Source organism: Acinetobacter sp. NBRC 110496 (genome assembly GCF_000876115.1).
Taxonomy (GTDB): Bacteria; Pseudomonadota; Gammaproteobacteria; order Pseudomonadales; family Moraxellaceae; genus Acinetobacter.
Genome location: NZ_BBTF01000022.1, coordinates 36,733 through 63,163 on the forward strand (window position 1 = coordinate 36,733; position 26,431 = coordinate 63,163).

Consider the following 26,431-nt stretch of genomic DNA (forward strand, 5'->3'; position numbering starts at 1 on the left):
GCCCTTTGCAGTCGTCTGTATTTTCACCTAGACTGAGTCTAGTTAGATGATTAAGATAACTGCAAAATTAAATGACAAATATGAATGATGGTAGATGATGAAAACAAATTGCGGCTTTACCCACCCGTCTCATACAACACATCTCGCTGCACTTCTCCTGATGCTGCGCCTCGCGCGCATATAATTTTTTCGCCTCTACTTTTAGGCGCCCAATCTGCACCTTCTCTTTAAATTATTTCTTTTAGACACCATATATATCTGTAGCATGTTGCCTTAAATTTGAATCAGCAACCATGGCTACGACAAGGAGTTCTCTCATGATGTTGGCTGACCCAAGCAAAAAATACCGCCGTATGTACCAGCGCGTGGATTTACCCGATCGCCAGTGGCCGAATAATGAAATCAATCAAGCACCGATCTGGATGAGTACCGACCTTCGTGATGGTAACCAAGCGATTTTTGAACCGATGAATATGGATCAAAAATTAAAAATGTTCCACATGTTGGTTAAAATCGGCTTTAAACATATTGAAATTGGCTTCCCTTCTGCCTCACAAATCGACTTTGATTTTACCCGTAAGTTGATTGAAGAAAATTTGATCCCTAAAGATGTTTACATCGAGGTTTTGGTTCAAGCACGTGATCACTTGATCGAACGTACTTTTGAAGCATTAGTTGGTGCAGAACGTGCCATTGTGCATATCTACAACTCAAACTCGCCTACTTTCCGTAAGAAAGTCTTGAATGTCGATGCCAATGGCTCAAAACAACTTGCGATTAATGCCGCAACAAAAGTCAAAGAATATGCAGCACAATACCCGGCAACCGACTGGATTTTCCAATACAGTCCAGAATGTTTCTCTGCAACTGAATTAGAGGTTGCCAAAGAGGTCTGCGATGCTGTCACGGAAATCTGGGAAGCGTCACCGACCAATAAAGTCATTTTGAACTTGCCTGCAACGGTCGAAGTGTCTACACCAAATGTCTATGCCGATCAAATCGAATGGATGCACCGTAACTTGGCGCGTCGTGATGGCGTGATTATCTCAGTTCACTGCCACAATGACCGTGGCTGTGGTATTGCAGCCTCTGAATTGGCGATCATGGCGGGTGCTGACCGTGTTGAAGGTTGTGTGTTTGGGAATGGTGAGCGTACAGGTAATGTCGACGTTGCTGCAATTGCCTTGAACATGTATACCCAAGGTGTTGCACCAAACTTAGACTTCTCAAATATCAACGAAGTGATTGCCACCGTCGAAGAATGTACAGGTTTACCAGTACACCCTCGTCATCCATATGCAGGTGACTTGGTCTTTACTGCATTCTCTGGTTCGCACCAGGATGCAATTAAAAAAGGCTTTGAATTCCAGAAAAACGAAGAGATCTGGGATATGCCTTACTTGCCAATCGATCCGAAAGACTTGGGTCGTGACTATGATGCGGTCATCCGTGTCAATAGCCAGTCAGGCAAAGGTGGTATCGCTTACTTATTGGAATCGAACTACAACGTTGCCTTGCCACGCCGTGTCCAAATCGAATTCAGTCAGATCGTACAACAACATACTGATGAAAACGGGACTGAAATTAGTGCACATGAAATCTGGTCATTATTTGAAAAGACTTATGTGGATGTGAAAAACAGTCATTATCACACCAAACATTATCAATTGTCGGATATTAATGGTACACAAATCATTGAATTAGACGTTGAAATCGACGGCGAAATTCAACGCCTCCGTGGTGAAGGTAATGGCCCAATTTCAGCCATGCTCAATGCCTTGCAGTTACCAATTGATGTGGTGAACTATGAAGAGCGCAGCATCAGTTCTGGTGCCAATGCCAAAGCCCTTGCCTTGATTGAGCTTCAAGTCAAAGGCACAGGTAAGAGTGCATTCGGTGCCGGTGTGCATGACAACATCGTGACGTCATCAATCGAGGCCATTATTGCCTGTACCAACCGTTTGATTGAACAAGGCGTCTTGACCACAGATCAAGTGGTTGCTGCCGCGGTTTAGATCAGTGAAATATCATATAATCGTCAGTAAAGCTGAGTTGTAATATCAGAAAAAATGACTTTGGAAAGGATACCTGAATTGGTATCCTTTTATTATTAATGATTTATTATAGGGCGAATCATTCCAGTGTCTTTTCCATCGGATTCAGTGGGTTTAGTCACACCACAAAAGTTTCAGTTTGAACAACCTTTAGAACTTGAATGTGGCCGAGTATTGCCGCGTTTCGATTTAATGGTTGAAACCTATGGAACACTCAATGCAGATCAATCCAATGCCATTCTGATTTGTCATGCATTGTCAGGACATCACCATGCGGCAGGCTACCATCATGATGATGACAAAAAAGCAGGTTGGTGGGACAGTTGTATTGGACCAGGAAAAGCGATTGATACCAATCACTTCTTTGTCGTTTCCTTAAATAATATCGGGGGTTGCAGCGGTTCAACGGGACCAACCTCACCCAATCCTGAAAATGAAAATCGTCCTTATGGCCCAGACTTTCCATTGGTCACAGTTCGCGATTGGGTCAAAACCCAAGCCATGCTGTCAGATCGTTTAGGGATTAAAGTTTGGTATTCAGTGATTGGCGGCTCTTTGGGGGGAATGCAGGCACTACAATGGTCACTGGATTATCCAGACCGCTTAAAAAAATGTGCCATTATCGCCAGTGCACCCAAGCTTTCCGCACAAAATATTGCCTTCAACGAAGTTGCGCGCCAATCAATTCTTTCCGATCCTGATTTCCATCATGGCCGTTATCTTGAAAATGACAGCTATCCCAAACGCGGTTTGATTCTGGCACGGATGGTCGGTCATATCACCTACCTGTCTGAAGAAGCCATGAAACAAAAATTTGGTCGCGATTTAAAATCGGGCAAATTTATGTATGGCTTTGATGTCGAATTCCAAGTGGAAAGCTATTTGCGTTACCAAGGTGAACAATTTAGTCGCAATTTCGATGCAAATACTTACTTGATTATGACCAAGGCCTTGGATTATTTTGACCCTTCACGTGAATATGAACATTCTTTAACGAAAGCCATGAGTCAACCGAAGTGCCAATTTTTGGTGATTTCATTTACCACAGACTGGCGTTTTAGTCCGAGTCGCTCACAGGAACTGGTGGATGCTTTGATTGATAATCATAAGCCTGTCAGCTACTTAGATATTGATGCTGAACAAGGTCATGACTCCTTCCTCTTCCCTATTCCACTGTATGTGAAAACCCTACGCGCATTTTTAGGTGGAGAACAACAGTTGCAATCGACATCGCAGGAGCAGCACTAATGCGTATAGATCAACGACTCGCTGAAAAATGGATCAACCCGAACTCTAGCGTGTTAGACTTAGGCTGTGGTGATGGTGAACTGCTGGCTCATATGAGTAAACAGCACAATATTCGTGCCTATGGGCTAGAAATTGATCAAGAAAAGATTGCAATTGCCATCAGTCGGGGGTTAAATATTATCCAACAGGACTTAAACCTCGGTTTAAGCCGTTTTGCCGACCAGTCTTTTGACTCTGTGGTCATGGCACAAGCTTTGCAAGCTGTAGATGCCCCCGATGTATTACTTCGTGATATGGTGCGTGTCGGCAAACAGGCCATTATTACTTTTCCAAACTTTGCGCATTGGAAGACACGTTCTTTTCTTGCCTTGAAAGGGAAAATGCCTGTTTCGGAAGCTTTGCCATATATGTGGTATAACACCCCGAATATTCATTTATGTACTTTCCGTGACTTTGAAGCCTTATGTGCTGAGAATCGGATTAAAATTATTAATCGACTTGCCGTTAATGGTGACCAACAAGGTAGTGTGCTGAGTAAGCATATGCCGAACCTATTTGGTGAAGTCGCAATTTATCGAGTGAGCGCTCTATGAAAAAGACATTAATCAGCACATTTTTATTTGGTCTGATCAGTATACAAGCGCACGCTGACTATGTTGCTCAACCACAATCTGTGGCAACACAGGCAGCGCGATATTCAGTCATGAGTATCGGTGAATTACAAAGCGCAGCAAGATCTGGTCAAGCTGGGGCACAGTTTTATTTAGCAACCCGCTACCAATTTGGTAAAGACGTTGCTAAAGATGAGAAACAAGCATTCTCTTTATTCAAGGCAGCAGCAGATCAAGGCTTATCTGCAGCGCAGTTGAATGTCGGTCGTATGTATGCCGATGGTATTGGTACCAAAAAAGACGAAGCTTTAGCGCGTAAATATTTCGAGAAAGCAGCAAGCAACGGCGATAACCGTGCCAGCTTCAATCTTGCAATGATGGAAGAGCAAAAGAAAAACTTTGTTGGCGCTTATCAATGGTATGAGTTATCTACCCGTGATGGCATGCTGGATACTAAAGTCATCAGCCTATCTGAAGGGAAGAAAACCGCATTGGCTGCAAACTTGACTCAAGATCAGATCCGTACTGCACGTGACCGTGCTGATAAATGGATTCAAGCGCAATAATCTGATTTAGATCTATTGGATGATATAAAAACCGACTTGTGAGAGTCGGTTTTTTATTGGCTTTATTCCAAATTGATTTAAATGTAGTTCAATTTCTACTTTTACAAAGAGATCTTAAGCTGTTATTTATTTTAAATTGTTCATTTTTTAGTACTCATGTCTCAGATATTTGCGGAACTCACCCAAGATCAATCACATCGTCCGATCTTGGAATATGCACTCCAGTATGTTGATGCGACCCTCCCTCGTGTTGCCATTGATTGTGGATGTGGCGCAGGCAATGAAGCAGCCTTCTTACTGAAACATGACTATCGGGTTTATGCCTTTGATCCCTCTGAAGCAGCACAACGGGTATGTCAGTATCGATTTAAAAATCATCCTAAATTCTTTTTCTCAAATCATGTTTTTGAAAATTATCCGTTTCCATCAGCCAGTATTATCATTGCCCTATTCAGTCTGTTCTTTTGCGCCCCTAACCAAATTGATCATGTACTCGCAAAGATGAAACATGCCTTGCCGCAAGGCGGGATTTTATTAATACAACTTTTAGGTCAAGATGATGCTTGGTTATTACAACGGCCTCAGACCATGCAAGGATTTAATCGCCAGCAAATTGAACAACTGTTCATTGAAGATTATGAAATTTTATTGAATCAAGAAACCAGAACAGAACATCCAAATGCTCACGGAAAAATTAAATTCTGGAATTTCCACACACTGATTTTGAAAAAACTTTAGCATGAAATTTTCTTTTACCGTTACATCCTATTCAAATGGAATTTATGCTGGTCTTAACATGCAGATCATTCCCTATGATTTGCAACGAAATCCGAATTGTGATCATTCAATTGTCATTGATGAGATCGCATTTTCTTTAGTTGAACACTTATTTTTAGGGGATAAAAAGCCTTGGTCACACTGGGAAAATACATATCTTGATGCAGCAGAAATAGTGCAAGTGATTGCAAAACTTGATACATATAAAGTTTACTTAGAAGCTAAAAAATATTTACGCTATAACGATAATGTTCGTCTTTTATTTAAACAAGAAACAAAAATTTTTAAGAAAAAATATCCAAAATATAAAGTGGAAGTGATCAAAATGATGGATGATCTTATACGTTTCTTCAGCAAACTATTAGAACAAGATGTTGATGGACTTACTATTATCGGTGTTTAATCACAAAGATATACAACCGACTTAGACCACCAAATCGAGTACAATTCATCTGATTTAAAATATTGAGATTTTCAGCATGTCTACCCAAGCATGGCTCAACCAAGGCAGTCTTGTCCTTGCAAGTAACAACAAAGGCAAAGTTGTTGAATTTGAACATCTGTTTCAACAACTGAATCTACCTGTCGAGATTATTCCGCAAGGCAAACTCGATATTGAAGATGCGATTGAAGATGGTCTTAGCTTTGTTGAAAATGCCATTATCAAAGCACGTCATGCATCTAAACTTTCAGGTAAACCTGCACTGGCAGATGATTCTGGACTATGTGTCCCGATCTTAGGTGGTGCACCTGGGATTTACTCAGCACGTTATGCAGGCGAACATGGCAATGATGCTGCCAATAATCAAAAGCTGTTGGCTGATCTTGCACCTTTGCGTAAAGAAGGTGAAACCATTGAAGGCATGTTTGTTTGTGTTTTGGCATTGGTCACCCATGCAGAAGACCCTTTGCCACAAATTTTCCAAGGTATTTGGAAGGGTGAGATTTTAGCCGCTGCACGTGGTGAAAACGGTTTTGGTTATGACCCTTTATTTTGGCTGCCAGAACTCAATGTTTCGAGTGCTGAACTCAGCAAAGCTGAGAAAAATAAGATCAGCCATCGTGGTCAAGCGATGCAGCTATTTAAAGCCAGTTTGGTTTAAAACCCTAAAGTGCTCTCCTATATGAGGGCACTTTTTATATGCAGCAATAGACCATAGATCACAATCACCACACAGCTTACGATAGTTCCTGCAGCAATATAACGGGCTGAAATGCCTGTACCTTGGTAATGCGTTTCCAAAGCAACAATATTAGCGGCAGGCGGCAGACAAAATAAAAGGAACAGCACAGGTATCAAGAAGTTAATCTGTGGAATCTCAATGCAATAATAAGTCACGCTACAAATAACCAGACCACACAATAATTTCAGCATCAGTGTGCGCGTACTGAGCCATAAGTCAGCCCGATGTACCCGTGTATATCGGAGCCACATCCCTAAAATACACATGCCCGCAAAGCTCATCCCAAATTTGGCAACATCATACAGCCCTTCTAGAACAAGATTCCCCTGTAAACGTTGAATACCACATAGCCATAAAATCAATGCTGCCAACAAGGCCAAGACTGGCGGTGATTTTAAAACTTTCTGGAAAATCATAGAGGCGTTTGATGATTCTTTTGAAACGGCAGTCACCGCCCAAATATTGCCAAATAAAGATCCGCCAATATACAGTGCAATCATCGCTGCACTGACTTGCTCGCCAAATAAGGCTATGGCGAATGGAAAACCAAGCCAACCAATATTGCTATAACTCAAACAAAGTGCCTGCAAACGGTCTTTAGAGAAATACGCAAATAAGTAAAACAGCAAGATCGATGAAATGAAACTAAATAGAATAAGTGCAAAGCTACCTGCCTGATAGAACACCATATTGTAAATAATCACGACAGGAATAAATAACCGCGCCAATAAAGCAGACAAGATTTTTTTGGTCTGTTCTGAGACTTTGAATTGAGCGATCAAAAACCCGAAAAACAAGGCACCTATTGGGAGGATAAAAGTCATATCAATCTAGTTTTGATCACTTATTTATACGCTGCTTATGCTAGCACTATTTACAGGAAAACAGCTGCTTTGTCTTAAAACTGCAATACAAGTGTCACATCTTTGTCATGCCCAACTGTTGAGATATAGCAAAGTTTTATAGGAATAGAAGAATGGCTGGCTTATCAATTTGGCATGTACTGATTTTTGCAATTGTCGTGATTTTACTTTTTGGTACATCGAAGCTTAAAAACTTGGGTAAAGATGTGGGTGGTGCAGTAAAAGACTTCAAAAAGTCCATGAAAGAAGAAGAAACAACTGCTCCTTTAAATGAACCTCGCACCATTGATGCTCAAGTTAAAAATACTGAAAACTCAGTAAAAGGCTAAGCGAGCACGACTATGCTGAATTTGGGAATGACCGAGATATTTTGCTTTGCAGTGATTGCATTGCTGGTGCTTGGCCCGGATAAATTACCAGAAGCTGCACGGTTCGTAGCAAAATGGTATGGAAAAATTAAAAAATTTATCAACAACATTCAGAACGAAATTGATCGAGAACTCCGCCTTTCTGAGTTCCGTGAAGAAATGCAAAAAGAAATTGATAAAATTACTGAGCTCGAACGCAGGATGCAACAACAACTCGATGCGCTAAAAGGTACACCAACATCAGAGATAGAAGTTGCAGAAACCAAGACTCAGTCACCCGTGACTTATAGCCCTTGTTCAACGCAACATATTGTACCGTTTAGTATTAGCTATCAAAAGTATTTACCTCATAAGCTTGAGTTGCCCTTATCGGCACCAAAGTTTGATACAGAATTAAAGATTGCCGTATGAGCCAATTACCATCAACCTCAGCCAGTACTGAAGAATCCCTGCAACAGATGCCGGTGATGCAGCATTTAATTGTGCTGCGACAATATCTGTTTAAGATTGTTGGGGTAACGATTCTTCTTTTTTTCTGCTTATTGCCATTTAGAAATACCACTTATCAATGGCTCTCTGAACCGTTAAGACAGCAGTTACCCGCAACATCAACCATGATTGCAACCGATGTCACTGCTACATTTATGGCACCGTTTAAGCTGAATCTATTCGTCGCATTTATGCTGGCAATGCCCTATATCATTTATCAGATCTGGTCTTTCATCAAACCTGCACTGTATGAAAAAGAACGTCATCTGGCCATTCCGCTCTTATTCGGCAGTATTGTGCTGTTCTATTTAGGCGTGGCATTTGCTTATTTTATTACACTGCCTGCAATTCTACATTTCTTTATTAGTGTTTCCCCTGAAACTGTAGCACCGATGACTGACATCAATAGTTATTTAAGCTTCTGTTTAAAGCTGTTTTTGGTGTTTGGCTTTACCTTTGAAATCCCGATTATTACCCTCGTCCTGATTTTAATTGGTGTGGTGAGTACCCAGAGTCTGGTTGAAAAACGCCGCTTCATTATTGTGGGCTGTTTCTTTTTGGCCATGTTTGTCACGCCACCCGATGCCTTGTCGATGATTATGCTGGCAGTCCCTATGTGGATGTTGTTTGAACTGGGTTTACTGTTCGGAAAAATACTGGAAAAAAGAAAAGTAACTGACTGAAAACTGGCTACAGCTCCCTGAAAAACCTCAGGGATTTTTTTATTTAATTTCATATTTTTTAATTATTTATAAAAATTAACTTTCTTAAAATTGCATTAAAACTGTCAAAAAAATGTCATCTCTGCTTCATAGAATCGATCAGGATTTATTTGCCCTATATTAAAGAAATGGATTTACTATGACAGCCAATACCCATCAGCCAAGTCGTCGTGATATTTTAAAATGGTTCGCAGGCGCTCCCTTTTTACCCCTCGGAGCAATGAGTACCGCCGCCGTTTTAACCGGCTGCAATGATGACAATAATGACTCTGCCACCCTTGCACCTCTGGCTGCCAAATTTAAAAATGCAACATTTACCCCCATGGCAGCACCTAATCTAACTGACCCTGCCGCAATGGCAACGACCAGCGTTGCCTCAACGCTCAGTATCAATTGGGATGATGGTTCAAAAACCGATTACACCCTTGCTTATAAGCCGTTCTTCACCACAGGGGACTTGGTAACAGATGGCAAAGGCGGCAAAATTCTTGCTGGAGGTTATGTTGATATCAATAACCAACCGATTATCGATAAATCAAAAGCAGGGCAAGAACGCCAATTCTTTTCAGACTGTCCAGATGGAAGTTCGTTGATCAGCTTTAAACAAGCGACAGGTAAAGATTTTACTGATGCAGATAAGAAAGCCTTAGGTGTTACAGGAAATCCTGTTTTCCATGTGGTGCAATTTGAATACACTACTCGTGATCAAAATCTAAAATCTATGTATGGTCTTTTACCTTCCCCCATCGCCATTTTAACTCTGGATCAAGACCCTAAAACAGGTCATTTATCTTTGGTGAAATATCACAATGTGGATACCTCCAAGGTCAATGGCTTATGGATTACTTGTGGTGCCAGCTTATCGCCATGGGGAACACATCTTTCGAGTGAAGAATACGAGCCTGATGCAAATAACGTTGCAGCAAGCTATCTACCTGTATTCAGTCAAAACCTATTTGGCGACAGCAATAAAGGCAATCCTTACCACTACGGTCATTTACCAGAAGTGACGGTTAATACCGATGGTACGGGTTCAATTAAAAAACATTACTGTTTAGGTCGTATTTCACATGAGCTGGTACAAGTCATGCCAGATAATCGCACGGCGTTAATGGGTGATGATGCAACCAATGGCGGCTTGTTTATGTTCGTTGCAGATAAAGAAAAAGATTTATCTGCAGGCACGCTCTATGTTGCTAAATGGAAGCAAACATCTGGCGTAGGCCCAGGTGCGGGGGATATCAGCTGGATCAATCTTGGTCATGCAACAAGCGATGAAGTAAAAGGCTGGGCTGATCAATATAAAATTTCTGATCTTATGGATGTCAAAACTGCTGATCCTAAAGATGCAAGCTATACCAAGATTCGCTTCAGTGGCAAAGATAACTGGGTGAAATTAGTTGCAGGTAAAGAACGCGAGGCTGCATTCCTTGAAACCCATCGTTATGCAGCGTTAGTCGGTGCAAGTATGGGATTTACCAAAATGGAAGGTACAACGGTCAACATTAAGGATAAAATTGCTTATTCTGCAATGTCTTATGTTCAGTCTTCTATGATTGACAAAACCACTGATATCCAAGTCCAAGGTCCGAAAGCAGGTGCCGTGTATGCTCACACCTTAAAAGGTAGCCAAGTTGATCAAAAAAACCAGTTGATTAATAGTGAATGGGTTTCGGTACACATGGAAGCTCCAGTGGCTTTGGTTGGTGAAGACCTTGCCACTGCTGATGCCCTAGGTAACCTTGCCAATGCAGATAAAATTGCCAACCCAGATAACATCAAGTTCTCTGAAAATTTACGTACCCTCTTCATTGGTGAAGATAGTGGCATGCACATCAATAACTTCTTATGGGCTTATCATGTCGATACCAAACAATTAAGCCGTATCTTATCCACACCTGCTGGTGCTGAATCAACAGGTCTACATGCTGTAGATGCGGTGAATGGTTGGACTTATATCATGAGCAACTTCCAGCACCCGGGTGACTGGGAATCTCCATTACACGACAAAGTACAAAAAACGCTTGATCCTTTAGTCCGTGCAAACTACAAAGACCGTTTTGCTGCTGCCGTGGGTTATATTACTGCAGATCCAATTGCACCTTCCGTAGAAAAGAAAGCTACAACAACGAAATAAGCAAGCATTGAAAATACAAAAGCCGACATCATGTCGGCTTTTGTATGTCTAGATCAATTCATCATGATCCGTTCGGACACAAATAAGCAATATCGCAATGTTCGACTGATTATATTGGAGTGATCTGGCTCATTTATACTGATTACTTGGCTAAATCTATTTTGATGCGTCTTATTATGATAAAGCCCCTTTAAGAAGGGGCTAAATTCAAACATGCAATTTTAGTTCAGTTAATCCCCAAAATCGGAATAGTCCTTCGTTGTAAACTTACTATATGTTTTCCAAGGTTCGGCAATATTCACCTGTTGAATATTGGCTTTTAAGATGTCATAACGCAAACCATCCAGACTACGCACTTCAACACGTTTGGCAATGTTATTGCGATTATCCCATTCAATACTCATTTTATTTTTCTTATTCTGAGTCTCATACCATGTCGTGTTTGCATCCTTTTTCTTCACTGTCATTGCTTTTAGACTTTTAGGGTCGATCAATGAATAAACGCATGACCAGCAATTACTTAAGCCTAACATATCAACATCGGCATCCTGTAAATGCACAACTGTTTTATCTTCCATTAACACTAAATTGAGTTTTGGCTGTTTTTTATGATCAATAAAATAATGCTGCGCTGCTTCAGCCAAATCTAAATGTTTATGGCCACCTTTCTCCTGACCATGTTGATGATGTTTAGGCAATACACGCTCAATCCAGATATTCTGTGTATTACGATACATACGCTCCTGAAACACACTGGTACGTGTCACACCATCATTCCCAATGGTTTGCGTCTCACGCATAATACTGGCGCTTAATAAGGGTGCCGCATGCAAACAAGTCATCCCCAAACAGAGTAAGACCGAACTAATCACAAGACGCATGTTATTTCCTACATAAAAAAACCTCAGTCATAGTGACTGAGGTTTCTTGCAATATGATGAAAAACTTCAATAAAAGGTTTATTTAAAGCCAAATGCTTCTTTTAATTTGCTAAATACCCATGCATTTTCTCTCGTCCCTTTAAAGACTTGTGAACCTGCACCTTCAGCAAACAATAAGACATCTCCACCACCATGTGTTTCAGAGCCAGGACTACCAAGTTTTACCCCAACCTCTTGTAAATAATCATCGGCTGCTGCCTCATTGTCCGTAATATCGATGCGTGAGGTTGGACGTGGCCCACCACCATTACCAAACACTAAAGTGGTTGAGGTCTTGCCTTTCGCATCAAAGTTAGGGGCATGTTTCTTGCCATCCTCTAACACGCGGCTACGCGTATCTGATGCTTTTGCCTCTTGATAACTATAACTTAAACCCAAGATACCTGGATTCGTCGCCGTGGTTTTGCCAGTACGTGCGGTATAACCATTAAACGTCATGGTATGGTCATGGTCAGCCGTGACGACGATTAAGGTATTTTTTAACTCAGGATCAGTTTTCTTGATTTTATCCAGTGCGGTCTTGATCGCATTATCAAAGGCAATAGTATCCTGCAAGGCACGTTTGGCGTTGGTTCCATGTAATGCATGGTCAATACGTCCACCTTCAACCATCAAGAAGAAGCCTTTGCCTGCGGTATCTTGTGCCTGCAATAAATCAATCGATTTCGCGGTCATTTCAGCCAAACTTGGTTGATTCGGTGCCGTTCTAGGGCGATCCAAATCGTATTCCAGATGTGAAGTTGCCGAATAAAGACCGATATATTTTTTATTCAGTGGTGCAGCATCCATGTCTGCTTTGGTTGCACCGACGGTATAATTTTTCGCTTTTAGCTCATCCAGCAAATTACGCCCGTCAATACGACCCTTTTTATTGTCAGTCGCGTTATATGGGGTAAAGTGGTTACGTCCCCCGCCCATGAGCACATCTACACCATCAAGCAGTTTAGGGTTATATCCTGCACCACCAGGAATCACTTGACGCGCAATCTCAAATTGCGCATTACGGTTACACACATGAGCAAAAGTTGCAGCTGGGGTTGCATGGGTTAATTCTGTGGTGGTAATCGCCCCTACCTTTTTGCCATTGGCCTTGGCCAATTCAAGAATCGTCTCGGCAGGACTGCCTGCTGCTACACTCGAACCAGGCGTTGGGCAGTTATTCACGGCATTCGACACTTTCGTTCCATCCGGTGCCGTACCTGAGCTTGGCTCAACAGCAACAGTTCCCGGTGTCATGCCAATCACTTCATTACGGGTTTTTTTCCCTGTCATATAGGCTGCCATTGACGGCGCACTATCTGTGGTTTGACCATCTTCAGAATAGGTCTTGATGCGTACGGTACGGCGCAAGGTGTCCATGGTTAATTTGCCAGATTCACCATAGCCATAAATACGGCTTGCCGTGACCGTAGTTGGCCCCATACCATCACCTAAAAAGAAAATGATATTTTTAGCTTCACCCGCCGCCTGTACACCTGTACTTGCAGCCAAGAGTGCAACAGTTAAAGCAGATGCTTTCATACCCAACTGACCTAATTTAAATTGTTTTAACATCATCATTCTCCAGTCTGTTGTTATTTATCTAGGCCAATGGCTTTGCGAACTAAATTAAATACTTCGATATTTTCTAGACTGCCGTGGAAGTTGTCTGACCCCACACCAATCGCGCCAAGGAATACATCGGTACCGCCGTGCGTTTCACTATCAGCGAAACCAGTCTGCACCACTGCTTCTTGCTGGAAATCATCTGAAGCTGTACCCGTACACCAACCCTCTTTATCAATATCCGTTCCACGGCTATCGGTATATTTACCTGCTGGGCCTGCAGCTGGATTACAACTATCGTTATCAGCTAAAACACCACGCGCTTCAATACGGTCATTATCTAAACGTTTTTTACCTGTACCAAAGCCAATGATCGGATATGGATTGCCGTTGACATCGGTTGAGAATCCCGCTTTGTTATAGTTCTTCACTAGGCCCAAGACACTGGTCTCAGCACCTTTTACATATTTACCTGTACGTTTCGCATAACCATTCAAGACCATGGTATGGTCATGGTCAGCAGTCACCACGATCAAGGTATTTTTTAGCTCTGGATCGGTCAGTTTAATTTTATCAATCGCTGCCTTAATCGCATTGTCAAAAGCAACCGTATCCTGCAACGCACGTTTCGCATTGGTGTCATGTAGTGCATGGTCAATACGGCCACCCTCAACCATCAAGAAGAAACTTTTGTTTTTTGCCTGTAGGACATCAATCGCCTTGGTAGTCATATCCGCTAAGCTAGGTTCATCAATCTTCTTATTGGTACGATCCAAGTCATAATTCATATGGCTGGCATTAAAGAGACCCAATAATTTTTTAGTTTTGCTTGGATCAATTTTTGCAAGGTCAGTACCACTTGAAACAAAGTTATAACCTTGATCTTGCATTTCTTTTACTAGGTCTCGGCCGTCAGCACGTTTACCGCCTGCAACAGTCGTCGGTTTAAACTGACGTAAACCACCACCTAATACTACATCTACACCATCTTTAAGCTTGCTGTTATAAGCGCCCCATCCGGTCCCTTTACCTGCGGGAACAAGCTGTGCCGCAATATCATTCTCTGCATCACGATGGCAAACATGGGCATAGGTTGTGGCTGGCGTTGCATGGGTAATACGCGTGGTAGTCACGACACCTGTGCCCATCCCCTGCGCTTTGGCAAGTTCAAGTAAGGTTTCAACAGGTTTTTTGCCTTTATTCTCTGCAACATCATCACAGGTACTGGTTCCATCTGCTTTTGGTGCAGATGCGATCGTTCCGGTCTGCATGGAAATGACTTCATTTTTCATTTTCACGCCAGTCATATAAGCCGCCATAGACGGCGCGCTATCAGTCACCTGACCATCTTCCGAAAAAGTGCGTACAAAAGCAGTTTCTGGCAGTGTATCAATGGTCAGATCACCATCTTCCCCAACAGAATAAATTCGTGATGCCGTTAAAGTGGTAATCCCCATACCATCACCCAAAAAGAAAATCACATTTTTAGCTTTTGGTGTTGTAGGTACTTCCGTTTTGTCGTTTTTATCACTGTCGTTACACGCAGTCATGCCAGCTGACAGAACTGCCATTAAACTGACCGCCAAGAGCTTTTTGGAAAAGCTCATCTTTGATAAGAACATAAAATATCCCCAGATCTATTTGTTTGGACGTAACTCGATTGGCTACACCTTAACAATGCTGGGTGACCCTTTTATGTCACCTTGATGACAGTATTATTTCATCTTGTTGTTTTATATTGAAATTATGTTATAACATATCAATTCAAGGCGCTAATTTTAACTGAAGATCAACAATTGCACCTCGTGACGGCCCTTGCTGGGATTTTTCCAGCCAATGCCACTGTGTCGGGCTAAGTCTTAAAAAATTTGAACAGCGTGTTCCATAGACTGGACTCTGAATGAAAGTAGAGGACAATAATTCTTCCATTTCTGTATTGATTCCCGTATCGGGTAACAAATCTGGAATCACCTTTCGTTCATCCTCCAAAATATCCCAAGCGGCGGCATCGATTGCGGATTCAGTCATTTGTGTTTGCTGCAACATCGGTAAAAATTCTTGGGTAAAACGCTGACGTAAATGTCGGGTTTTCTCCCAATCTTCAGACATGAGGCCATTGGATACCACATACACGCCATTGGCGAGCAGTTGCGGCGCTTCACCACGGTTACTCATATATACCGCTTGTGTTCGATCCCCCACAAACAAGTTAAAGCCCGCATAGTCCTGTTGCTGTTTTTCCAGTTGCCAGGCAAATCGAATCGGCGCCAAGTCACTTTCTAAAAAGGATTGAATCAAATACCCACGAGAAGTGGCATAAGCTTTCTGCTCCCGGCCATTGCGAAAATTGGTCACAATCGCCCAGCGACCAGAAGCCGTCACCCCCATCCAAGTCCCCCCTGATTGCAAATCCTGTCCTGCCACAATGCTGCTATTTTCCCATGCATGCAAGGCAGAACTTGGTCGATGGTAAAACTCATCACGATTTGAAATTAAACATAGAGGCATCTCATCCAGCACCTGCCATGCAAAAGCGACAATACACATAAATCCTTTTCTCCCGCCTTTTGGGACCTTGATCTTTCACATTGAATGTACAACATTTTTCATATCATTCCGCTACAATCTGCTCAAAATATAAAATTGAGGAGCAGCGATGCTGACCTATCCAAATATTGATCCAGTTGCACTGAGCTTAGGACCAGTCAAAGTGCACTGGTACGGACTCATGTATCTGTTGGCTTTTCTCTGTGCATGGGGCTTAGCATCGTATCGCGCTAAACAACGTGATGGCTGGACAGCCGACATGGTGTCAGATCTGGTCTTCTATGGCGCATTGGGCGTTGTGCTTGGCGGACGTGTTGGTTATGTGTTGTTCTACGAATTTGGTAAATTCTTAGAAAATCCACTGTGGTTATTCCAAGTCTGGACTGGTGGTATGAGCTTCCACGGCGGCTTCCTCGGTGTCATGATTGCGATGTTATTTTGGTGTAAAAAATACCAAAAAACCTGGTTCCAAACCTTGGACTTTATCGCACCCTGTGTACCAACAGGCTTGATGTTTGGCCGCTTTGGTAACTTTATCGGGGGAGAACTGTATGGTCGCCCAGTACAAGATCCAAGCTATCCATTCGGGATGATTTTTCCAACGGACCCATTGGCATTGGTACGCCATCCGTCACAAATCTATCAAGCCCTTTGTGAAGGCTTGATTCTATTTATTGTACTGTGGTGGTTCAGTTCTAAGCCTCGCCCACGCATGGCCGTTTCAGCCTTATTCCTCGTCGGTTATGGGGTCGCACGCTTCTTTATGGAATTCTTCCGCGAACCTGATGCAGACCAAGGCTATATCTTATTTGGCTGGATGACCAAAGGTCAGATTCTCAGTTTCCCAATGATTATTATTGGTCTGTGGATGATCTGGTACGCTTACCGTAAAAATATCTATGACTGGCAGTTAAAGAAATAATAAAAATGGGAGCAATAGCTCCCTTTTTTATTATGGCAATCAGTAAATTTATAAACCAAGATAAAGCATATATCGATCTTGTCTCTATCAGGATAAGCACGCCTGCCTGAGCATAATCAAAGCCAATCTTAGGTTAAAAGTTCTGATCTCATTCTCTCTCTTGCACCGTTAACGCTGAATAAGGACATCATCCTTGCCCTAGAAAAAAGTCTCGGTTGGTTTTTATCCATCAAGAAGCAGCATCTCAGGTTTGTTTCGCCAAGCAAAACACTGAATTACAAGATGCGTATAAACAGATATTTAGCGCAGTTGATCTCGTAGATTATGTCTATGCAATCTTAAGCTCGGAAAAGCAACGTACCGGGGAAATACAGCTGTTGAATCCTGCTTTAGCTCCAATTCCCTATCCAACTGATCATCTGCTGTTCTGGAAACTGGTCTCCATCGGACAACGATACCACTTTCGCAACATTAAAACTTTCCAGCCAATGCTTGCACGACATCACCTAAACGCTTGCCTTGTGCTTCACACAAGATCTTCTCATCTTGACTCAAACTTTGGTCATGACGCGGCCCACTGACATGACTGGCCCCATACGGCGTACCACCTGTTTTGGTATTCGACAAAGCAGGTATTGAGTTTGGTAAGCCCATGATCATCATGCCATGATGGAACAAGGGAGGTAACATACTAAGTAACGTACTTTCCTGACCACCATGCATTGAGCCGGATGAAGTAAATACACAGGCAGGTTTGTTATGCAAAGCACCATTCAACCATAAGCTGGTGGTTTGATCCCAAAAATACTTCATCTCACTGGCCATATTGCCAAATCGTGTTGGCGAACCCAAAGCCAAGCCTGAACAATGACTAAGATCTTCTAAAGTGCAATAAATATCGCCATCGGCTGGAATACTCGCTGCGGCCTCTGTGACCACGGTGGCCAAATTCGGCACAGTTCGGATGCGTGCAGTCACACCTGCCGCTTCAATTCCATTGGCAATCAGATGCGCCATTTGCTTGGTTGCACCGTATTTACTGTAATAAAGAACAAGAACGTAAGGTTGCATCACTTTCAAGAATTTTGTTAAAAAGGACACTATACGACATTTTTTACTTTTTGAGCTGTAGTAAATCCTGTGATAACACAGGATTTTTATTAAAAATAACTAGGATAGAACCCATGACCCTAAATCGTTATCTAAAAAAACTGCCTTTTTTAGAAAAAACATGGTTTCAATTTATTGTATTTGTGTTACGCCGTTTTGAGGCAGATCGCTGCCGTGAACAAGCGGGAGGATTGACCTATACCACGCTGTTTGCCGTCGTGCCGATGCTGACCGTTTTTTTAGTGATTATCTCCTCGATTAGAGCTTTGGAGCCTGCCAGACAGCAACTACAACAATTGATTTATAGTAATTTCTTACCGAAAAGTACCATCGCTTTTGACAAGGCTTTAAATGCCTTTACCGAAAAATCCAGTAACCTGACCATTATTGGTGTGCTGTTCCTGTTTGTCACCACCGTGCTGATGCTGACTTCAATTGAGAATGTATTTAACCGGATTTGGCGAGTGAAGGAGACCCGAACGGGTCTGGTCGGTTTTATGCGTTACTGGACCATCATTTCATTAGGACCGATTGTTTTAGGCAGTGCCTTTGTACTGTCCTCCACGGTCGCCTCAATCAATGTACTCAGTAATAATTTTGCGGGTTATCAACTCGATGGTTCTTTTATTCTGTGGCTGATTTCATTTTTATTAACCATTATCGGTTTCTTCATTTTATATTGGACCATTCCCAATCGTATTGTTCCTGTACTTTCAGCCCTGATTGCGGCCTGCTTTAGTGCGACCATCTTCGAAATTTTGAAGCGTTTTTTTGGTTGGGTGATGAGTAATTTTACCAGCTACGAAATCGTCTATGGCGCCTTTGCCGCAGTGCCTATTTTCCTGCTGTGGATTTACTTATCTTGGAACATTATTTTATTGGGTGTCGAAATCAGTTATGCCCTGACCGCTTTTCATTCGGGCAAAGAACAAAAACGTCATCCTATTTTAATGCTGCTGGATATTCTGGAATTGTTTTATAAGAAACAACAAATCGGAAAAAGTGTCAGTGAAAAAGAGCTTTTAGGAATCATTGGTCGTGGCGAGCTAGGCCGTTTACCTTCATATATCCTACAGCTCGAAGCTCAAAATTTAATTATGCGAACAGACAAGGACGAATATGTCCTGGTTCGTAATCTGGCTCAGGTGGATTTCTGGAGTTTCTTCACTGCCCTGCCTTATCCACTGCCTTTACGTCCCGATGTTGAACATATCCATCAAGATGATGAATGGATGGAACGGATTGGCCCTTCTCTGATTGAAAGCAATGATTATTTAGCTGCCAAACTGTCGATTCCACTTTCCACGCTGTTTGAACAAAAGTAAGCAAAAAGGCCTCTTAAGAGGCCTTTTTTATTTCTTTAACCAACCTTGTAAACTCACGACGACAATGCCGAGCAAGACCAGAGCTGAGCCGATAATGAAATTCAGCTCAATTTTTTCACCCAACAACCAGACACCAAAAGCCATCCCAAACAGGGGTGTGAGGAAGGAAAAGACGCCCAGCCGTGATGCTAAGTAATTCCTTAATAACCAGAACCATGCCAAGAAACTGGCAAAAGAAACCACCAAAGTATGGAAGGCCAGACTGCCTATCACCAGTGGGCTAAAGTGAATGGGCGCTTGCCCCAGAACAAGCGCCAGGCCAAACAACAATACAAAACTACCCGCCAATTGATAAAACAACGTTTGTGTCACTGCGGCTTGTGCCAGTGAAGATAAACGGACGGTAATGGTGGTGGCTGCCCAGGCAATCCCTCCAGCCAAAGCCAGTAAGTCACCCCACAACATCTGTTGATCCACAATCGATACGCCTGAATTTGCACGTAGAAAAGTCACGGCAATCCCAAAAAATGCAATCCCGATACCTGTCCATTGCAACAGACTGAGACGCTCCGAAGGAAGCCTCCAATGTAAGCCCAAGGCCACAAAAATCGGGGCAGTATACAGCAGTACCACGGCATGCGAAGCCGAGGTCAGCTGTAAGGCCTGTGCCAATAAAAAGAATTCCAAAGAAAATAGAAAAGCAACCACTAAACCCGCTTTTAAATTCTGGCGATTGAAGAGCTGACTGCTTTTATCCAAATATAACAGTGGTAATAACAGCAGTGCAGCCAGCCCTGAACGCAACGCGATCTGCATTAAGGGAGAAATGTCAGGCGCTGCCATTTTTAAAATGACCTGTTGCAGTCCCCAAATCATACACAGTACGATCATCAGACCCGATGCGGTTGCATCTAATGCTTTACGCTCATCCATTGCGCGTTCCTGATTTTATGACTTGAGCATCAATATAAGGCTGTCGGATTTTCATGATATAGTGAAAATACGACAATAGATGCGTGTTTTCAGGCAATTCTCATGATATGAAAAAATCAGCACACAGGATTCAAGATTTTCAGGCCATCCCGACCTACAACGAGATTCCTGCCCCATTATGGCTACAAATCCGCAATGCACCTGCGGAGACTTTTTATCCCAAACATGCCCATGCATGGGGTGAATTTATCTATGCCTTCGACGGTGTTTTAGAAGTCAATATTGAGCAAATTCATTATTTAACCCCACCACCTTATGGAATCTGGTTGCCACCGCATTTACAACATAGTGGTATCAATCGCAATGACGTGACCCATTGCACCCTGTACGTGCATGAATCACTCTGTCACAACATGCCGCAACAAGCAGGTATCTTACTGTCCGCGCCCTTGGTCTCTGCGCTGCTTGAACATATTCGTCAGCATCCATTTGCTGAACACGATCCAGAATATTTACGCTTGCTGCACGTTTTGCTCGATTCACTAACTCATGCCGAGTTGGTCGGCAGTTATCTACCGACCACCGAGCATCCTGCACTGGCGAAGATATTGACACATTTACATGAGTTCCCTGCCGATAACAGCACACTGGAACAGCTTGCACAGATGATCAATATGACCGAACGCACTCTTGCCCGTTATAGCCAGAAAGAATTGGGCATGTCTTTACACGAATGGCGACAGCGCCTAAAAGTCATGAAAGCGATGTCGATGTTAAATCAAGGCAAGACCATTGAAAGCATTGCACTAGATTTAGGCTACGCCAGTTCATCCGCTTTTATTTATATGTTTAAACGCTGGATGCATTTCACCCCAGACCAATTTCGTAAGCTGTATCAAGGCAGTTAATTTTGCTATTCATGCCTTAACCAATATCTGATTCAGTGGAAAAATCATGCTTTTAGATATAAAAAATGGCGCTGCTCTTCAGAACAGCACCCTCCTTTTATTTCAACTTAGGCTTTGACAAAGGTATCCCAGTCATATTCGCCTGACTGGGTAATCAATTTCATGGTCAATTGATCATTGGCACGTAGTGCCCCAACACCAGCGGGTGTACCCGTCATGATCACATCACCGGCTTCCAGACTAAAAGATTGATTAATTTCAACCAATAAAGTGCCAATATCGAAGATCATATCTTTGGTGAAGCCATGCTGACGGTCAACCCCATTGATGTTCAGAATCAACTCTAACTCTTGCAGGTCGCCAATCTCATCCGCTTCAATCCAGTCAGCCAAAATACAGGCACCATCAAAGGCTTTGGCACGTTCCCACGGCTCACCCTTAGATTTTAAATCGCCCTGTAAATCACGCAGGGTCAAATCCAGACCCAAAGTCACTGCACCAATCGCTTCTAGGGCTTTGGCTGGATCGGTTTCCTGTGATAATGGATGGGCAATTTGCAAACAAATTTCGCATTCATAATGACACTCACCCAAAGCCTGATTCCAGCTGACACCTTGAGCTAAAGAACCGATACTGCTTGGCGGCTTGATAAATAACAACGCACGGTCGGGAATGGCATTGCCCAATTCCTTGGCATGTTCTGCATAATTTCGGCCAACACATACAATTTTTGAAGGGCGTATACTCATGAAAACTCCTTGTTCTTTCAACCGTCAATACATTTACTTTTTAAAACTATTTTCGAATTTTGTTTGATCTGCTGTATCACTAAACGCACGCTTGGGTACGATCACCACAGTATGGCTTTTTAGCTCCAACATGTAAGTCAACTTGCCAATTGCAAATGACTGGACTTCGGCATATTGCGCACTTTGTTTTTTGCCTGCTGCATACAGTTCAAAATAATCTTGATAAAGATCAATTCCCTGTTCGCTTTTTCCAAATTGATAGCGTACAAATTGACGCTTAAACAGCATCGGTAATAACCAATAGCGCATGACCGCTTGCATGATCAGAAAAAAAGCACCCAATGCAACGTAATAGCGCCCAACGCCAGCAAAACCTAAATAGATTCCCCATAGAATAATCGCAATACTGATCACTGGAGTTAAAAAACGGCTAAAGGTTTTTTTGCCAAACGTGACCAAAGCAAAACCATCTTGTGATTCTTCTAAATTCAAATAATAGCGCACCGATACACTTGGACGTTGTTCAGACATTTCTAATTTCTAACATTTGAAAAAACTGACCTATTAGAACATAAATGACTTTATGGGCAATCACATTTATCGTGATTTAATACAAAATTTAAAGCTGATGTTTTCTCTGTTTTGAGATTCAAGCACTGCATTCTTTATGGCTCAAATCACCGTTACATTCACTGTGAATGATTGAAGCTGCCCGAAGTAAGCTTTACACAACATGCCTATTTTTTACACACAAAAAATTCTATTAATAAGCAGGATTGATGTCTCGAATAAGCGCATCAACTCATTGCATAAAATCACGGATAAAAATCAAAGGAATGTGATGGCGTATTTGAATGGTCTAATTTTACCCTGCCTGTTATTGGGGCTCACACAAAGCTGTTTTGCACAGATCGTACCTTGGACTGACAATATTCCAAGCGCATTGCAACCATTTCAAAATAATCCGCAACTGTTGGCCAGTTATACCCAAAACAATATTTTTATGTATGGTCACCCTGCCACCAGAACAGCCGTGCCCACATTGAAAAGTAATCCTCAGCCCAATGTCAGTTTTAATTCAGCCGCAATCATTGTCCCCGTCAATGCCCAACAAGTGGCCAAAACACTGACCGATTTTAATCAGTATGTCGGTTTGTTTCCAACCCTCAAATCAGCGAAAACATTAGAACAGTCTGGCAACATTGTTCAAATGAAATATCGGGTCTCGATTCCAACCCCGATTCCTGTACTCAATTTTAATGAAGACGTCACATTACAACATCAGATTAAGTCGAATAGTATTGCCAGCTTGGTGATTGATGCACCGATTCCCTATGGCGTCGGTAAATTTGAATGGTTTGCGCTAGACGAGAACCGCACCTTAATCACATTGACCCAATGGGGCGATTTAAACCAGCCTAAGGGTTTTATCATCAAGAAGATTCTCAATGCCATTCCAGAAGCGAAACTCGGGATTCCGAGTAGCAGCAATGCTTTTATTTTAGAGTCGTTAAGAAGCCGTTTTATTCAGTCCAATGTTACACCGCTGGATGCAGGACAAATTCCAACTCCGCAACTGAATGTAGCACAACTCAGTAAAATTACCCAACTGATTCAAGCAGCTCAACAACCCGTAAGTATTCTACACGCCCCCACCAGTGTGCTCTATACGCATGGGCGAGAGTCCATGCGCTTTACCACCACCTATCAATTTTATCAGCAACCTGTTCAATCCTTACAAAAATGGCTGAGCCCATCGGCATATCAGCAACTATTTCCTCGGCAGATTAAAAAGGTCATTGCCACCCCCATTCAAAATCAAGGACAAGATGCCAATATTCAGGTCAATGTGGGACTTGGTGTCATCAATATTCCCTTTGCATTTCGATTGCGCTTTAACTACCCACAGACAATTGAGAATAATTTTTATGCCAATGGTGGAGATCTTCGTTTTGTTAAGGGGCAAATGCAGTTGCACACCTTAAATCAAGGGACATTATTGAAAATGACCAGCGCGATGAAAATTGATGACAAAGCGCCATTCTTGTTAAGAGCCATGCGCAGCCTGCCCTATCACGATATATTGCCTGCTGTCGGTGGCAATGTGGTATTTGTACAAAAAATCAAAGCAAAAACATAAGACGCAAAAAAACCGCATTTAAGCGGTTTTCTTTGTTCAAATTGGTGCGCTCAGAGAGATTCGAACTCCCGACCCCTTAGTTCGTAGCCAAGTGCTCTATCCAGCTGAGCTATGAGCGCATATTTGATGGAGCGCATTATACGTAATTTTCACTCAATGATAAGCCTTTTTTCACAAACTTGTAATCAACTGGCTACAGATTCAACACTTTTCAATCATTTGAGTGAAATAGACTCAAAGATTACCGACAAATCGACTTTCTTGAACAAATTGGACAGCTACTTATTTTACCCAGTGTCCGCCGTGGCCATGCAGTAATTTATCTGGATCTATACCATTCAATCGCAAAACCATTCAAATATCATCTCGAACATATACATGATTGGTTAGTTTATTTAAAGAACAGGTCAAAAACATCATTCTCTCTATAACTTTTAATTGATTATTATCTGAAAAAAAATGATAGCTAAAATTTTAAGCCACTGATATTTATTGATTAACCAAACATGATATAGATTGGAAATATTTTTTTGCAAACCAATAACAAATTTTAAAAATTTCTTTGTGATATCTCCCCAATCATTCGAACTTCAGCATTTGCTTACATTTTAATTCACTGAAAAAACAGACTTAATTATCTGGAACCTTCACTTTCCCCGTCTTGAAAATTCAATACAGATGTAAATTAACCCTCAAAACATCCCTAAAAAAAGCATTAAAATTCAATATTTTAAATCAATAATTAACAATCAAAATCTAAAAAATTACAGATTGACAAAACAATGATCACATATAACACTAAATGAGATTAATGTGACTTTAATCACAAAAACCATAGCAAATAATTACTCCAAAACAACACTACTTTAAAAATATAGGTATCGTTATGCTTTTCAAAAGTCTTTTATCACCGATCAAAAGTATTACTTCGAGTTTAGTCGATAGTAATAGCTCAACATCACATGCTGGTAGTTCAACTCTTGCCCCTCTTTCCTTATCTACAATTACAAATCTAGTTTCACCCAGCACGGTAACCAATACTGTAAGCAGTATTACAAATAGCGTCGCGAGTAACCCTGTTCATACAATTACAGGAATTCTAGGCGGTGTAACGGGCAGTAGCAGCCCTCTTTCAACAGTAACAAACCTTGTTGGCAGCCTTACTGGTAGTACAAATGGTGGTCCACTTGATACTGTAACTCATATTATTGGAGGCGTTACAGGGGGTACAAATGGCGGCCCTCTCGGTGCAGTGACAGGAATCATTGGTGGTATTACAGGAGGAACAAATGGCGGTGCTCTTGGCACAGTAACAGGAATCATCGGTGGTATCACAGGTGGCGATTTAGCCCATAATCCAGTCACAGGTGTCATCCAAAGTGGAATTGGCGTGCTTAAAGGGCTAGAAAGCTTAAAAACCGATATCATCAATACTGGAATTAACACTGTTGCTGGTACCGTTATTAGCGCAGTTCACCAATCTGAACATCCAATTGGAGATCTTGCTCATCTTGGCACACTCACTTTTAATACCTCGCGTGATACCGTAAATGGTACATTAGATGCAGTGTCTCATCTGGCAGGTGCCGATGTCGGTGGTGCGGTTAACTCTCTCACAGGTGTGGTAGGCACACTGGTGAATAATGGAACCACTGCTACAAACACGATACAACACATCGTTGGTGATATCACCAACATTGGAAGTACAGGCCCACTCGGTACAATTACAGGAATTATTGGTGGAATCACTGGCGGTATTGGTGGTGGTACAGGTGGTCCACTTGGTTCAATTGGCAATATTATCGGTGGTATTACTGGCAGTATCGGTGGCGGTACAGGCGGACCTTTAGGTGCAATTACACACATCATCGGCGGTATTACAGGTGGTGACCTGAGTCATAATCCTGTCACTGGCGCTATCCAAACAGGCATTGATGTACTTCAGGGCGTTGAAAGCCTCAAAACCAATATTATCAATACAGGGATTAACACAGTGGGTGGCGTGCTAAGTGGTGCACTCCCTGGCGTTCATCCAATCTCTGACCTGACCCATCTAGGTACCCTTACCTTTGATACCTCACGCGATACCGTAAACGGCACACTTGAAGCAGTATCTCATCTGGCAGGTGCCGATGTCGGTGGTGCTGTGGGCTCTCTTACAGGTGTAGTCGGTACACTGATTCATAATGGCTCTACTGCCTCTGGTCTGGTTCAGCATGCGGTAGGTGATCTTACCAATGTAGGTGGTCTCATCGGTGGTATTGGTGGCGGTACAGGTGGTCCACTTGGTTC

24 protein-coding genes, 1 tRNA gene and 2 pseudogenes are annotated in these 26,431 nt (G+C 42.2%); 17 read left to right on the plus strand and 10 right to left on the minus strand.

Annotated features, from left to right (window positions below):
* Positions 1 to 317: 317 nt before the first annotated feature.
* From leuA to rdgB, 7 genes are all read left to right on the plus strand, one after another.
* Positions 318 to 2,015, plus strand: coding sequence for a 2-isopropylmalate synthase (leuA, locus tag Aba26S_RS12035; RefSeq protein WP_005238653.1), 1,698 nt, complete (start codon positions 318 to 320; stop codon positions 2,013 to 2,015).
* A 126-nt stretch (positions 2,016 to 2,141) separates the two neighbouring features.
* Entirely contained in the window at positions 2,142 to 3,302 is a 1,161-nt protein-coding gene (locus Aba26S_RS12040; RefSeq protein ID WP_005238651.1) for a homoserine O-acetyltransferase, read from the plus strand.
* Complete coding sequence (gene metW / locus Aba26S_RS12045; RefSeq protein ID WP_005238649.1) at positions 3,302 to 3,895, plus strand: methionine biosynthesis protein MetW; 594 nt, start codon at positions 3,302 to 3,304, stop codon at positions 3,893 to 3,895. Before Aba26S_RS12040 ends, metW begins: the two co-directional genes overlap by 1 nt.
* Entirely contained in the window at positions 3,892 to 4,479 is a 588-nt protein-coding gene (locus tag Aba26S_RS12050; RefSeq protein ID WP_005238646.1) for a tetratricopeptide repeat protein, read from the plus strand. The genes metW and Aba26S_RS12050 overlap by 4 nt, the downstream gene beginning before the upstream one ends.
* A gap of 156 nt (positions 4,480 to 4,635) precedes the next feature.
* Positions 4,636 to 5,217: a class I SAM-dependent methyltransferase gene (locus Aba26S_RS12055; RefSeq protein ID WP_043972243.1), complete on the plus strand. Its 582-nt coding sequence runs from the start codon at positions 4,636 to 4,638 to the stop codon at positions 5,215 to 5,217.
* A gap of 1 nt (position 5,218) precedes the next feature.
* Positions 5,219 to 5,659, plus strand: a complete 441-nt coding sequence (locus Aba26S_RS12060) for a hypothetical protein (protein ID WP_043972244.1) — start codon at positions 5,219 to 5,221, stop codon at positions 5,657 to 5,659.
* A 76-nt stretch (positions 5,660 to 5,735) separates the two neighbouring features.
* On the plus strand, positions 5,736 to 6,359 hold the full coding sequence (gene rdgB / locus Aba26S_RS12065; protein ID WP_004757126.1) for an RdgB/HAM1 family non-canonical purine NTP pyrophosphatase: 624 nt from the start codon (positions 5,736 to 5,738) through the stop codon (positions 6,357 to 6,359).
* Positions 6,360 to 6,376: 17 nt separating this feature from the next.
* Here the strand turns inward: rdgB and Aba26S_RS12070 are convergent, their stop codons facing one another.
* Entirely contained in the window at positions 6,377 to 7,264 is an 888-nt protein-coding gene (locus Aba26S_RS12070; protein WP_005238641.1) for a hypothetical protein, read from the minus strand.
* Between the two features lie 152 nt (positions 7,265 to 7,416).
* On the opposite strand from Aba26S_RS12070, the gene tatA reads away from it, so the two are divergent.
* The 4 genes from tatA to Aba26S_RS12090 all read left to right on the plus strand — a co-directional run bounded on the left by tatA (position 7,417) and on the right by Aba26S_RS12090 (position 11,019).
* Positions 7,417 to 7,632, plus strand: a complete 216-nt coding sequence (gene tatA, locus Aba26S_RS12075) for a Sec-independent protein translocase subunit TatA (protein ID WP_005238635.1) — start codon at positions 7,417 to 7,419, stop codon at positions 7,630 to 7,632.
* 12 nt (positions 7,633 to 7,644) lie between these two features.
* A complete protein-coding gene (gene tatB, locus Aba26S_RS12080; protein WP_043972248.1) occupies positions 7,645 to 8,082 on the plus strand; it encodes a Sec-independent protein translocase protein TatB in 438 nt (145 codons plus the stop codon).
* Positions 8,079 to 8,843 carry a twin-arginine translocase subunit TatC gene (gene tatC / locus Aba26S_RS12085; RefSeq protein ID WP_005238633.1) on the plus strand — a complete coding sequence of 255 codons (765 nt, stop codon included), beginning with the start codon at positions 8,079 to 8,081 and terminating at the stop codon, positions 8,841 to 8,843. The genes tatB and tatC overlap by 4 nt, the downstream gene beginning before the upstream one ends.
* A gap of 178 nt (positions 8,844 to 9,021) precedes the next feature.
* A complete protein-coding gene (locus tag Aba26S_RS12090) occupies positions 9,022 to 11,019 on the plus strand; it encodes a PhoX family phosphatase (RefSeq protein ID WP_043972249.1) in 1,998 nt (665 codons plus the stop codon).
* Between the two features lie 230 nt (positions 11,020 to 11,249).
* Here Aba26S_RS12090 and Aba26S_RS12095 read toward each other — a convergent pair whose 3' ends face one another.
* The 4 genes from Aba26S_RS12095 to Aba26S_RS12110 all read right to left on the minus strand — a co-directional run bounded on the left by Aba26S_RS12095 (position 11,250) and on the right by Aba26S_RS12110 (position 16,052).
* A complete protein-coding gene (locus Aba26S_RS12095) occupies positions 11,250 to 11,900 on the minus strand; it encodes a hypothetical protein (protein WP_005238631.1) in 651 nt (216 codons plus the stop codon).
* Between the two features lie 78 nt (positions 11,901 to 11,978).
* Positions 11,979 to 13,514 carry an alkaline phosphatase gene (locus Aba26S_RS12100; protein ID WP_005238630.1) on the minus strand — a complete coding sequence of 512 codons (1,536 nt, stop codon included), beginning with the start codon at positions 13,512 to 13,514 and terminating at the stop codon, positions 11,979 to 11,981.
* Positions 13,515 to 13,534: 20 nt separating this feature from the next.
* Positions 13,535 to 15,127 (minus strand): alkaline phosphatase, encoded by a 1,593-nt coding sequence (locus tag Aba26S_RS12105; RefSeq protein ID WP_005238629.1) that lies wholly within the window; start codon positions 15,125 to 15,127, stop codon positions 13,535 to 13,537.
* 142 nt (positions 15,128 to 15,269) lie between these two features.
* On the minus strand, positions 15,270 to 16,052 hold the full coding sequence (locus Aba26S_RS12110; RefSeq protein ID WP_043972251.1) for an NRDE family protein: 783 nt from the start codon (positions 16,050 to 16,052) through the stop codon (positions 15,270 to 15,272).
* Between the two features lie 109 nt (positions 16,053 to 16,161).
* Here Aba26S_RS12110 and lgt point away from each other — a divergent pair, with 109 nt between their 5' ends.
* Together lgt and Aba26S_RS21420 are read left to right on the plus strand one after the other, a co-directional pair.
* Entirely contained in the window at positions 16,162 to 16,974 is an 813-nt protein-coding gene (gene lgt / locus Aba26S_RS12115) for a prolipoprotein diacylglyceryl transferase (protein WP_005238626.1), read from the plus strand.
* Between the two features lie 150 nt (positions 16,975 to 17,124).
* Positions 17,125 to 17,449 (plus strand): annotated as a pseudogene (locus Aba26S_RS21420) (type ISP restriction/modification enzyme).
* Here Aba26S_RS21420 and wrbA read toward each other — a convergent pair.
* On the minus strand, positions 17,446 to 18,045 hold the full coding sequence (gene wrbA, locus Aba26S_RS12120) for an NAD(P)H:quinone oxidoreductase (RefSeq protein WP_043972253.1): 600 nt from the start codon (positions 18,043 to 18,045) through the stop codon (positions 17,446 to 17,448). The pseudogene Aba26S_RS21420 and the gene wrbA overlap by 4 nt on opposite strands.
* Positions 18,046 to 18,158: 113 nt before the next feature.
* Between wrbA and Aba26S_RS12125 the strand changes: the two genes are divergently transcribed.
* Positions 18,159 to 19,409, plus strand: coding sequence for a YihY family inner membrane protein (locus tag Aba26S_RS12125; protein ID WP_043972255.1), 1,251 nt, complete (start codon positions 18,159 to 18,161; stop codon positions 19,407 to 19,409).
* 27 nt (positions 19,410 to 19,436) lie between these two features.
* Here Aba26S_RS12125 and Aba26S_RS12130 read toward each other — a convergent pair whose 3' ends face one another.
* Positions 19,437 to 20,342: a DMT family transporter gene (locus tag Aba26S_RS12130; protein ID WP_005238619.1), complete on the minus strand. Its 906-nt coding sequence runs from the start codon at positions 20,340 to 20,342 to the stop codon at positions 19,437 to 19,439.
* Between the two features lie 107 nt (positions 20,343 to 20,449).
* On the opposite strand from Aba26S_RS12130, the gene Aba26S_RS12135 reads away from it, so the two are divergent.
* Entirely contained in the window at positions 20,450 to 21,250 is an 801-nt protein-coding gene (locus Aba26S_RS12135) for a helix-turn-helix domain-containing protein (RefSeq protein WP_043972258.1), read from the plus strand.
* A 107-nt stretch (positions 21,251 to 21,357) separates the two neighbouring features.
* On the opposite strand, the gene Aba26S_RS12140 is transcribed toward Aba26S_RS12135, so the two are convergent.
* On the minus strand, positions 21,358 to 21,999 hold the full coding sequence (locus Aba26S_RS12140; RefSeq protein WP_043972259.1) for a fumarylacetoacetate hydrolase family protein: 642 nt from the start codon (positions 21,997 to 21,999) through the stop codon (positions 21,358 to 21,360).
* A gap of 33 nt (positions 22,000 to 22,032) precedes the next feature.
* Positions 22,033 to 22,530 (minus strand): YcxB family protein, encoded by a 498-nt coding sequence (locus tag Aba26S_RS12145; protein WP_005238614.1) that lies wholly within the window; start codon positions 22,528 to 22,530, stop codon positions 22,033 to 22,035.
* A gap of 310 nt (positions 22,531 to 22,840) precedes the next feature.
* Between Aba26S_RS12145 and Aba26S_RS12150 the strand changes: the two genes are divergently transcribed.
* Positions 22,841 to 24,139 (plus strand): SRPBCC family protein, encoded by a 1,299-nt coding sequence (locus Aba26S_RS12150; protein WP_043972262.1) that lies wholly within the window; start codon positions 22,841 to 22,843, stop codon positions 24,137 to 24,139.
* A 42-nt stretch (positions 24,140 to 24,181) separates the two neighbouring features.
* Here Aba26S_RS12150 and Aba26S_RS12155 read toward each other — a convergent pair.
* Positions 24,182 to 24,258: transfer RNA gene (locus Aba26S_RS12155), tRNA-Arg, on the minus strand.
* 767 nt (positions 24,259 to 25,025) lie between these two features.
* Between Aba26S_RS12155 and Aba26S_RS12160 the strand changes: the two are divergent.
* Positions 25,026 to 26,431, plus strand: a pseudogene (locus Aba26S_RS12160) (hypothetical protein); the annotation flags it as partial.

What these genes read in the sequence shown, in the direction of transcription:
- leuA (WP_005238653.1), top strand. Translation starts at nt 318, where the DNA reads ATGATGTTGGCTGACCCAAGCAAAAAATACCGCCGTATGTACCAGCGC.
- metW (WP_005238649.1), top strand. Translation starts at nt 3,302, where the DNA reads ATGCGTATAGATCAACGACTCGCTGAAAAATGGATCAACCCGAACTCT.
- Aba26S_RS12050 (WP_005238646.1), top strand. Translation starts at nt 3,892, where the DNA reads ATGAAAAAGACATTAATCAGCACATTTTTATTTGGTCTGATCAGTATA.
- Aba26S_RS12055 (WP_043972243.1), top strand. Translation starts at nt 4,636, where the DNA reads ATGTCTCAGATATTTGCGGAACTCACCCAAGATCAATCACATCGTCCG.
- Aba26S_RS12060 (WP_043972244.1), top strand. Translation starts at nt 5,219, where the DNA reads ATGAAATTTTCTTTTACCGTTACATCCTATTCAAATGGAATTTATGCT.
- rdgB (WP_004757126.1), top strand. Translation starts at nt 5,736, where the DNA reads ATGTCTACCCAAGCATGGCTCAACCAAGGCAGTCTTGTCCTTGCAAGT.
- Aba26S_RS12070 (WP_005238641.1), bottom strand. Translation starts at nt 7,264, where the DNA reads ATGACTTTTATCCTCCCAATAGGTGCCTTGTTTTTCGGGTTTTTGATC.
- tatA (WP_005238635.1), top strand. Translation starts at nt 7,417, where the DNA reads ATGGCTGGCTTATCAATTTGGCATGTACTGATTTTTGCAATTGTCGTG.
- tatB (WP_043972248.1), top strand. Translation starts at nt 7,645, where the DNA reads ATGCTGAATTTGGGAATGACCGAGATATTTTGCTTTGCAGTGATTGCA.
- tatC (WP_005238633.1), top strand. Translation starts at nt 8,079, where the DNA reads ATGAGCCAATTACCATCAACCTCAGCCAGTACTGAAGAATCCCTGCAA.
- Aba26S_RS12090 (WP_043972249.1), top strand. Translation starts at nt 9,022, where the DNA reads ATGACAGCCAATACCCATCAGCCAAGTCGTCGTGATATTTTAAAATGG.
- Aba26S_RS12095 (WP_005238631.1), bottom strand. Translation starts at nt 11,900, where the DNA reads ATGCGTCTTGTGATTAGTTCGGTCTTACTCTGTTTGGGGATGACTTGT.
- Aba26S_RS12100 (WP_005238630.1), bottom strand. Translation starts at nt 13,514, where the DNA reads ATGTTAAAACAATTTAAATTAGGTCAGTTGGGTATGAAAGCATCTGCT.
- Aba26S_RS12105 (WP_005238629.1), bottom strand. Translation starts at nt 15,127, where the DNA reads ATGTTCTTATCAAAGATGAGCTTTTCCAAAAAGCTCTTGGCGGTCAGT.
- Aba26S_RS12110 (WP_043972251.1), bottom strand. Translation starts at nt 16,052, where the DNA reads ATGTGTATTGTCGCTTTTGCATGGCAGGTGCTGGATGAGATGCCTCTA.
- lgt (WP_005238626.1), top strand. Translation starts at nt 16,162, where the DNA reads ATGCTGACCTATCCAAATATTGATCCAGTTGCACTGAGCTTAGGACCA.
- wrbA (WP_043972253.1), bottom strand. Translation starts at nt 18,045, where the DNA reads ATGCAACCTTACGTTCTTGTTCTTTATTACAGTAAATACGGTGCAACC.
- Aba26S_RS12125 (WP_043972255.1), top strand. Translation starts at nt 18,159, where the DNA reads ATGACCCTAAATCGTTATCTAAAAAAACTGCCTTTTTTAGAAAAAACA.
- Aba26S_RS12130 (WP_005238619.1), bottom strand. Translation starts at nt 20,342, where the DNA reads ATGGATGAGCGTAAAGCATTAGATGCAACCGCATCGGGTCTGATGATC.
- Aba26S_RS12135 (WP_043972258.1), top strand. Translation starts at nt 20,450, where the DNA reads ATGAAAAAATCAGCACACAGGATTCAAGATTTTCAGGCCATCCCGACC.
- Aba26S_RS12140 (WP_043972259.1), bottom strand. Translation starts at nt 21,999, where the DNA reads ATGAGTATACGCCCTTCAAAAATTGTATGTGTTGGCCGAAATTATGCA.
- Aba26S_RS12145 (WP_005238614.1), bottom strand. Translation starts at nt 22,530, where the DNA reads ATGTCTGAACAACGTCCAAGTGTATCGGTGCGCTATTATTTGAATTTA.
- Aba26S_RS12150 (WP_043972262.1), top strand. Translation starts at nt 22,841, where the DNA reads ATGGCGTATTTGAATGGTCTAATTTTACCCTGCCTGTTATTGGGGCTC.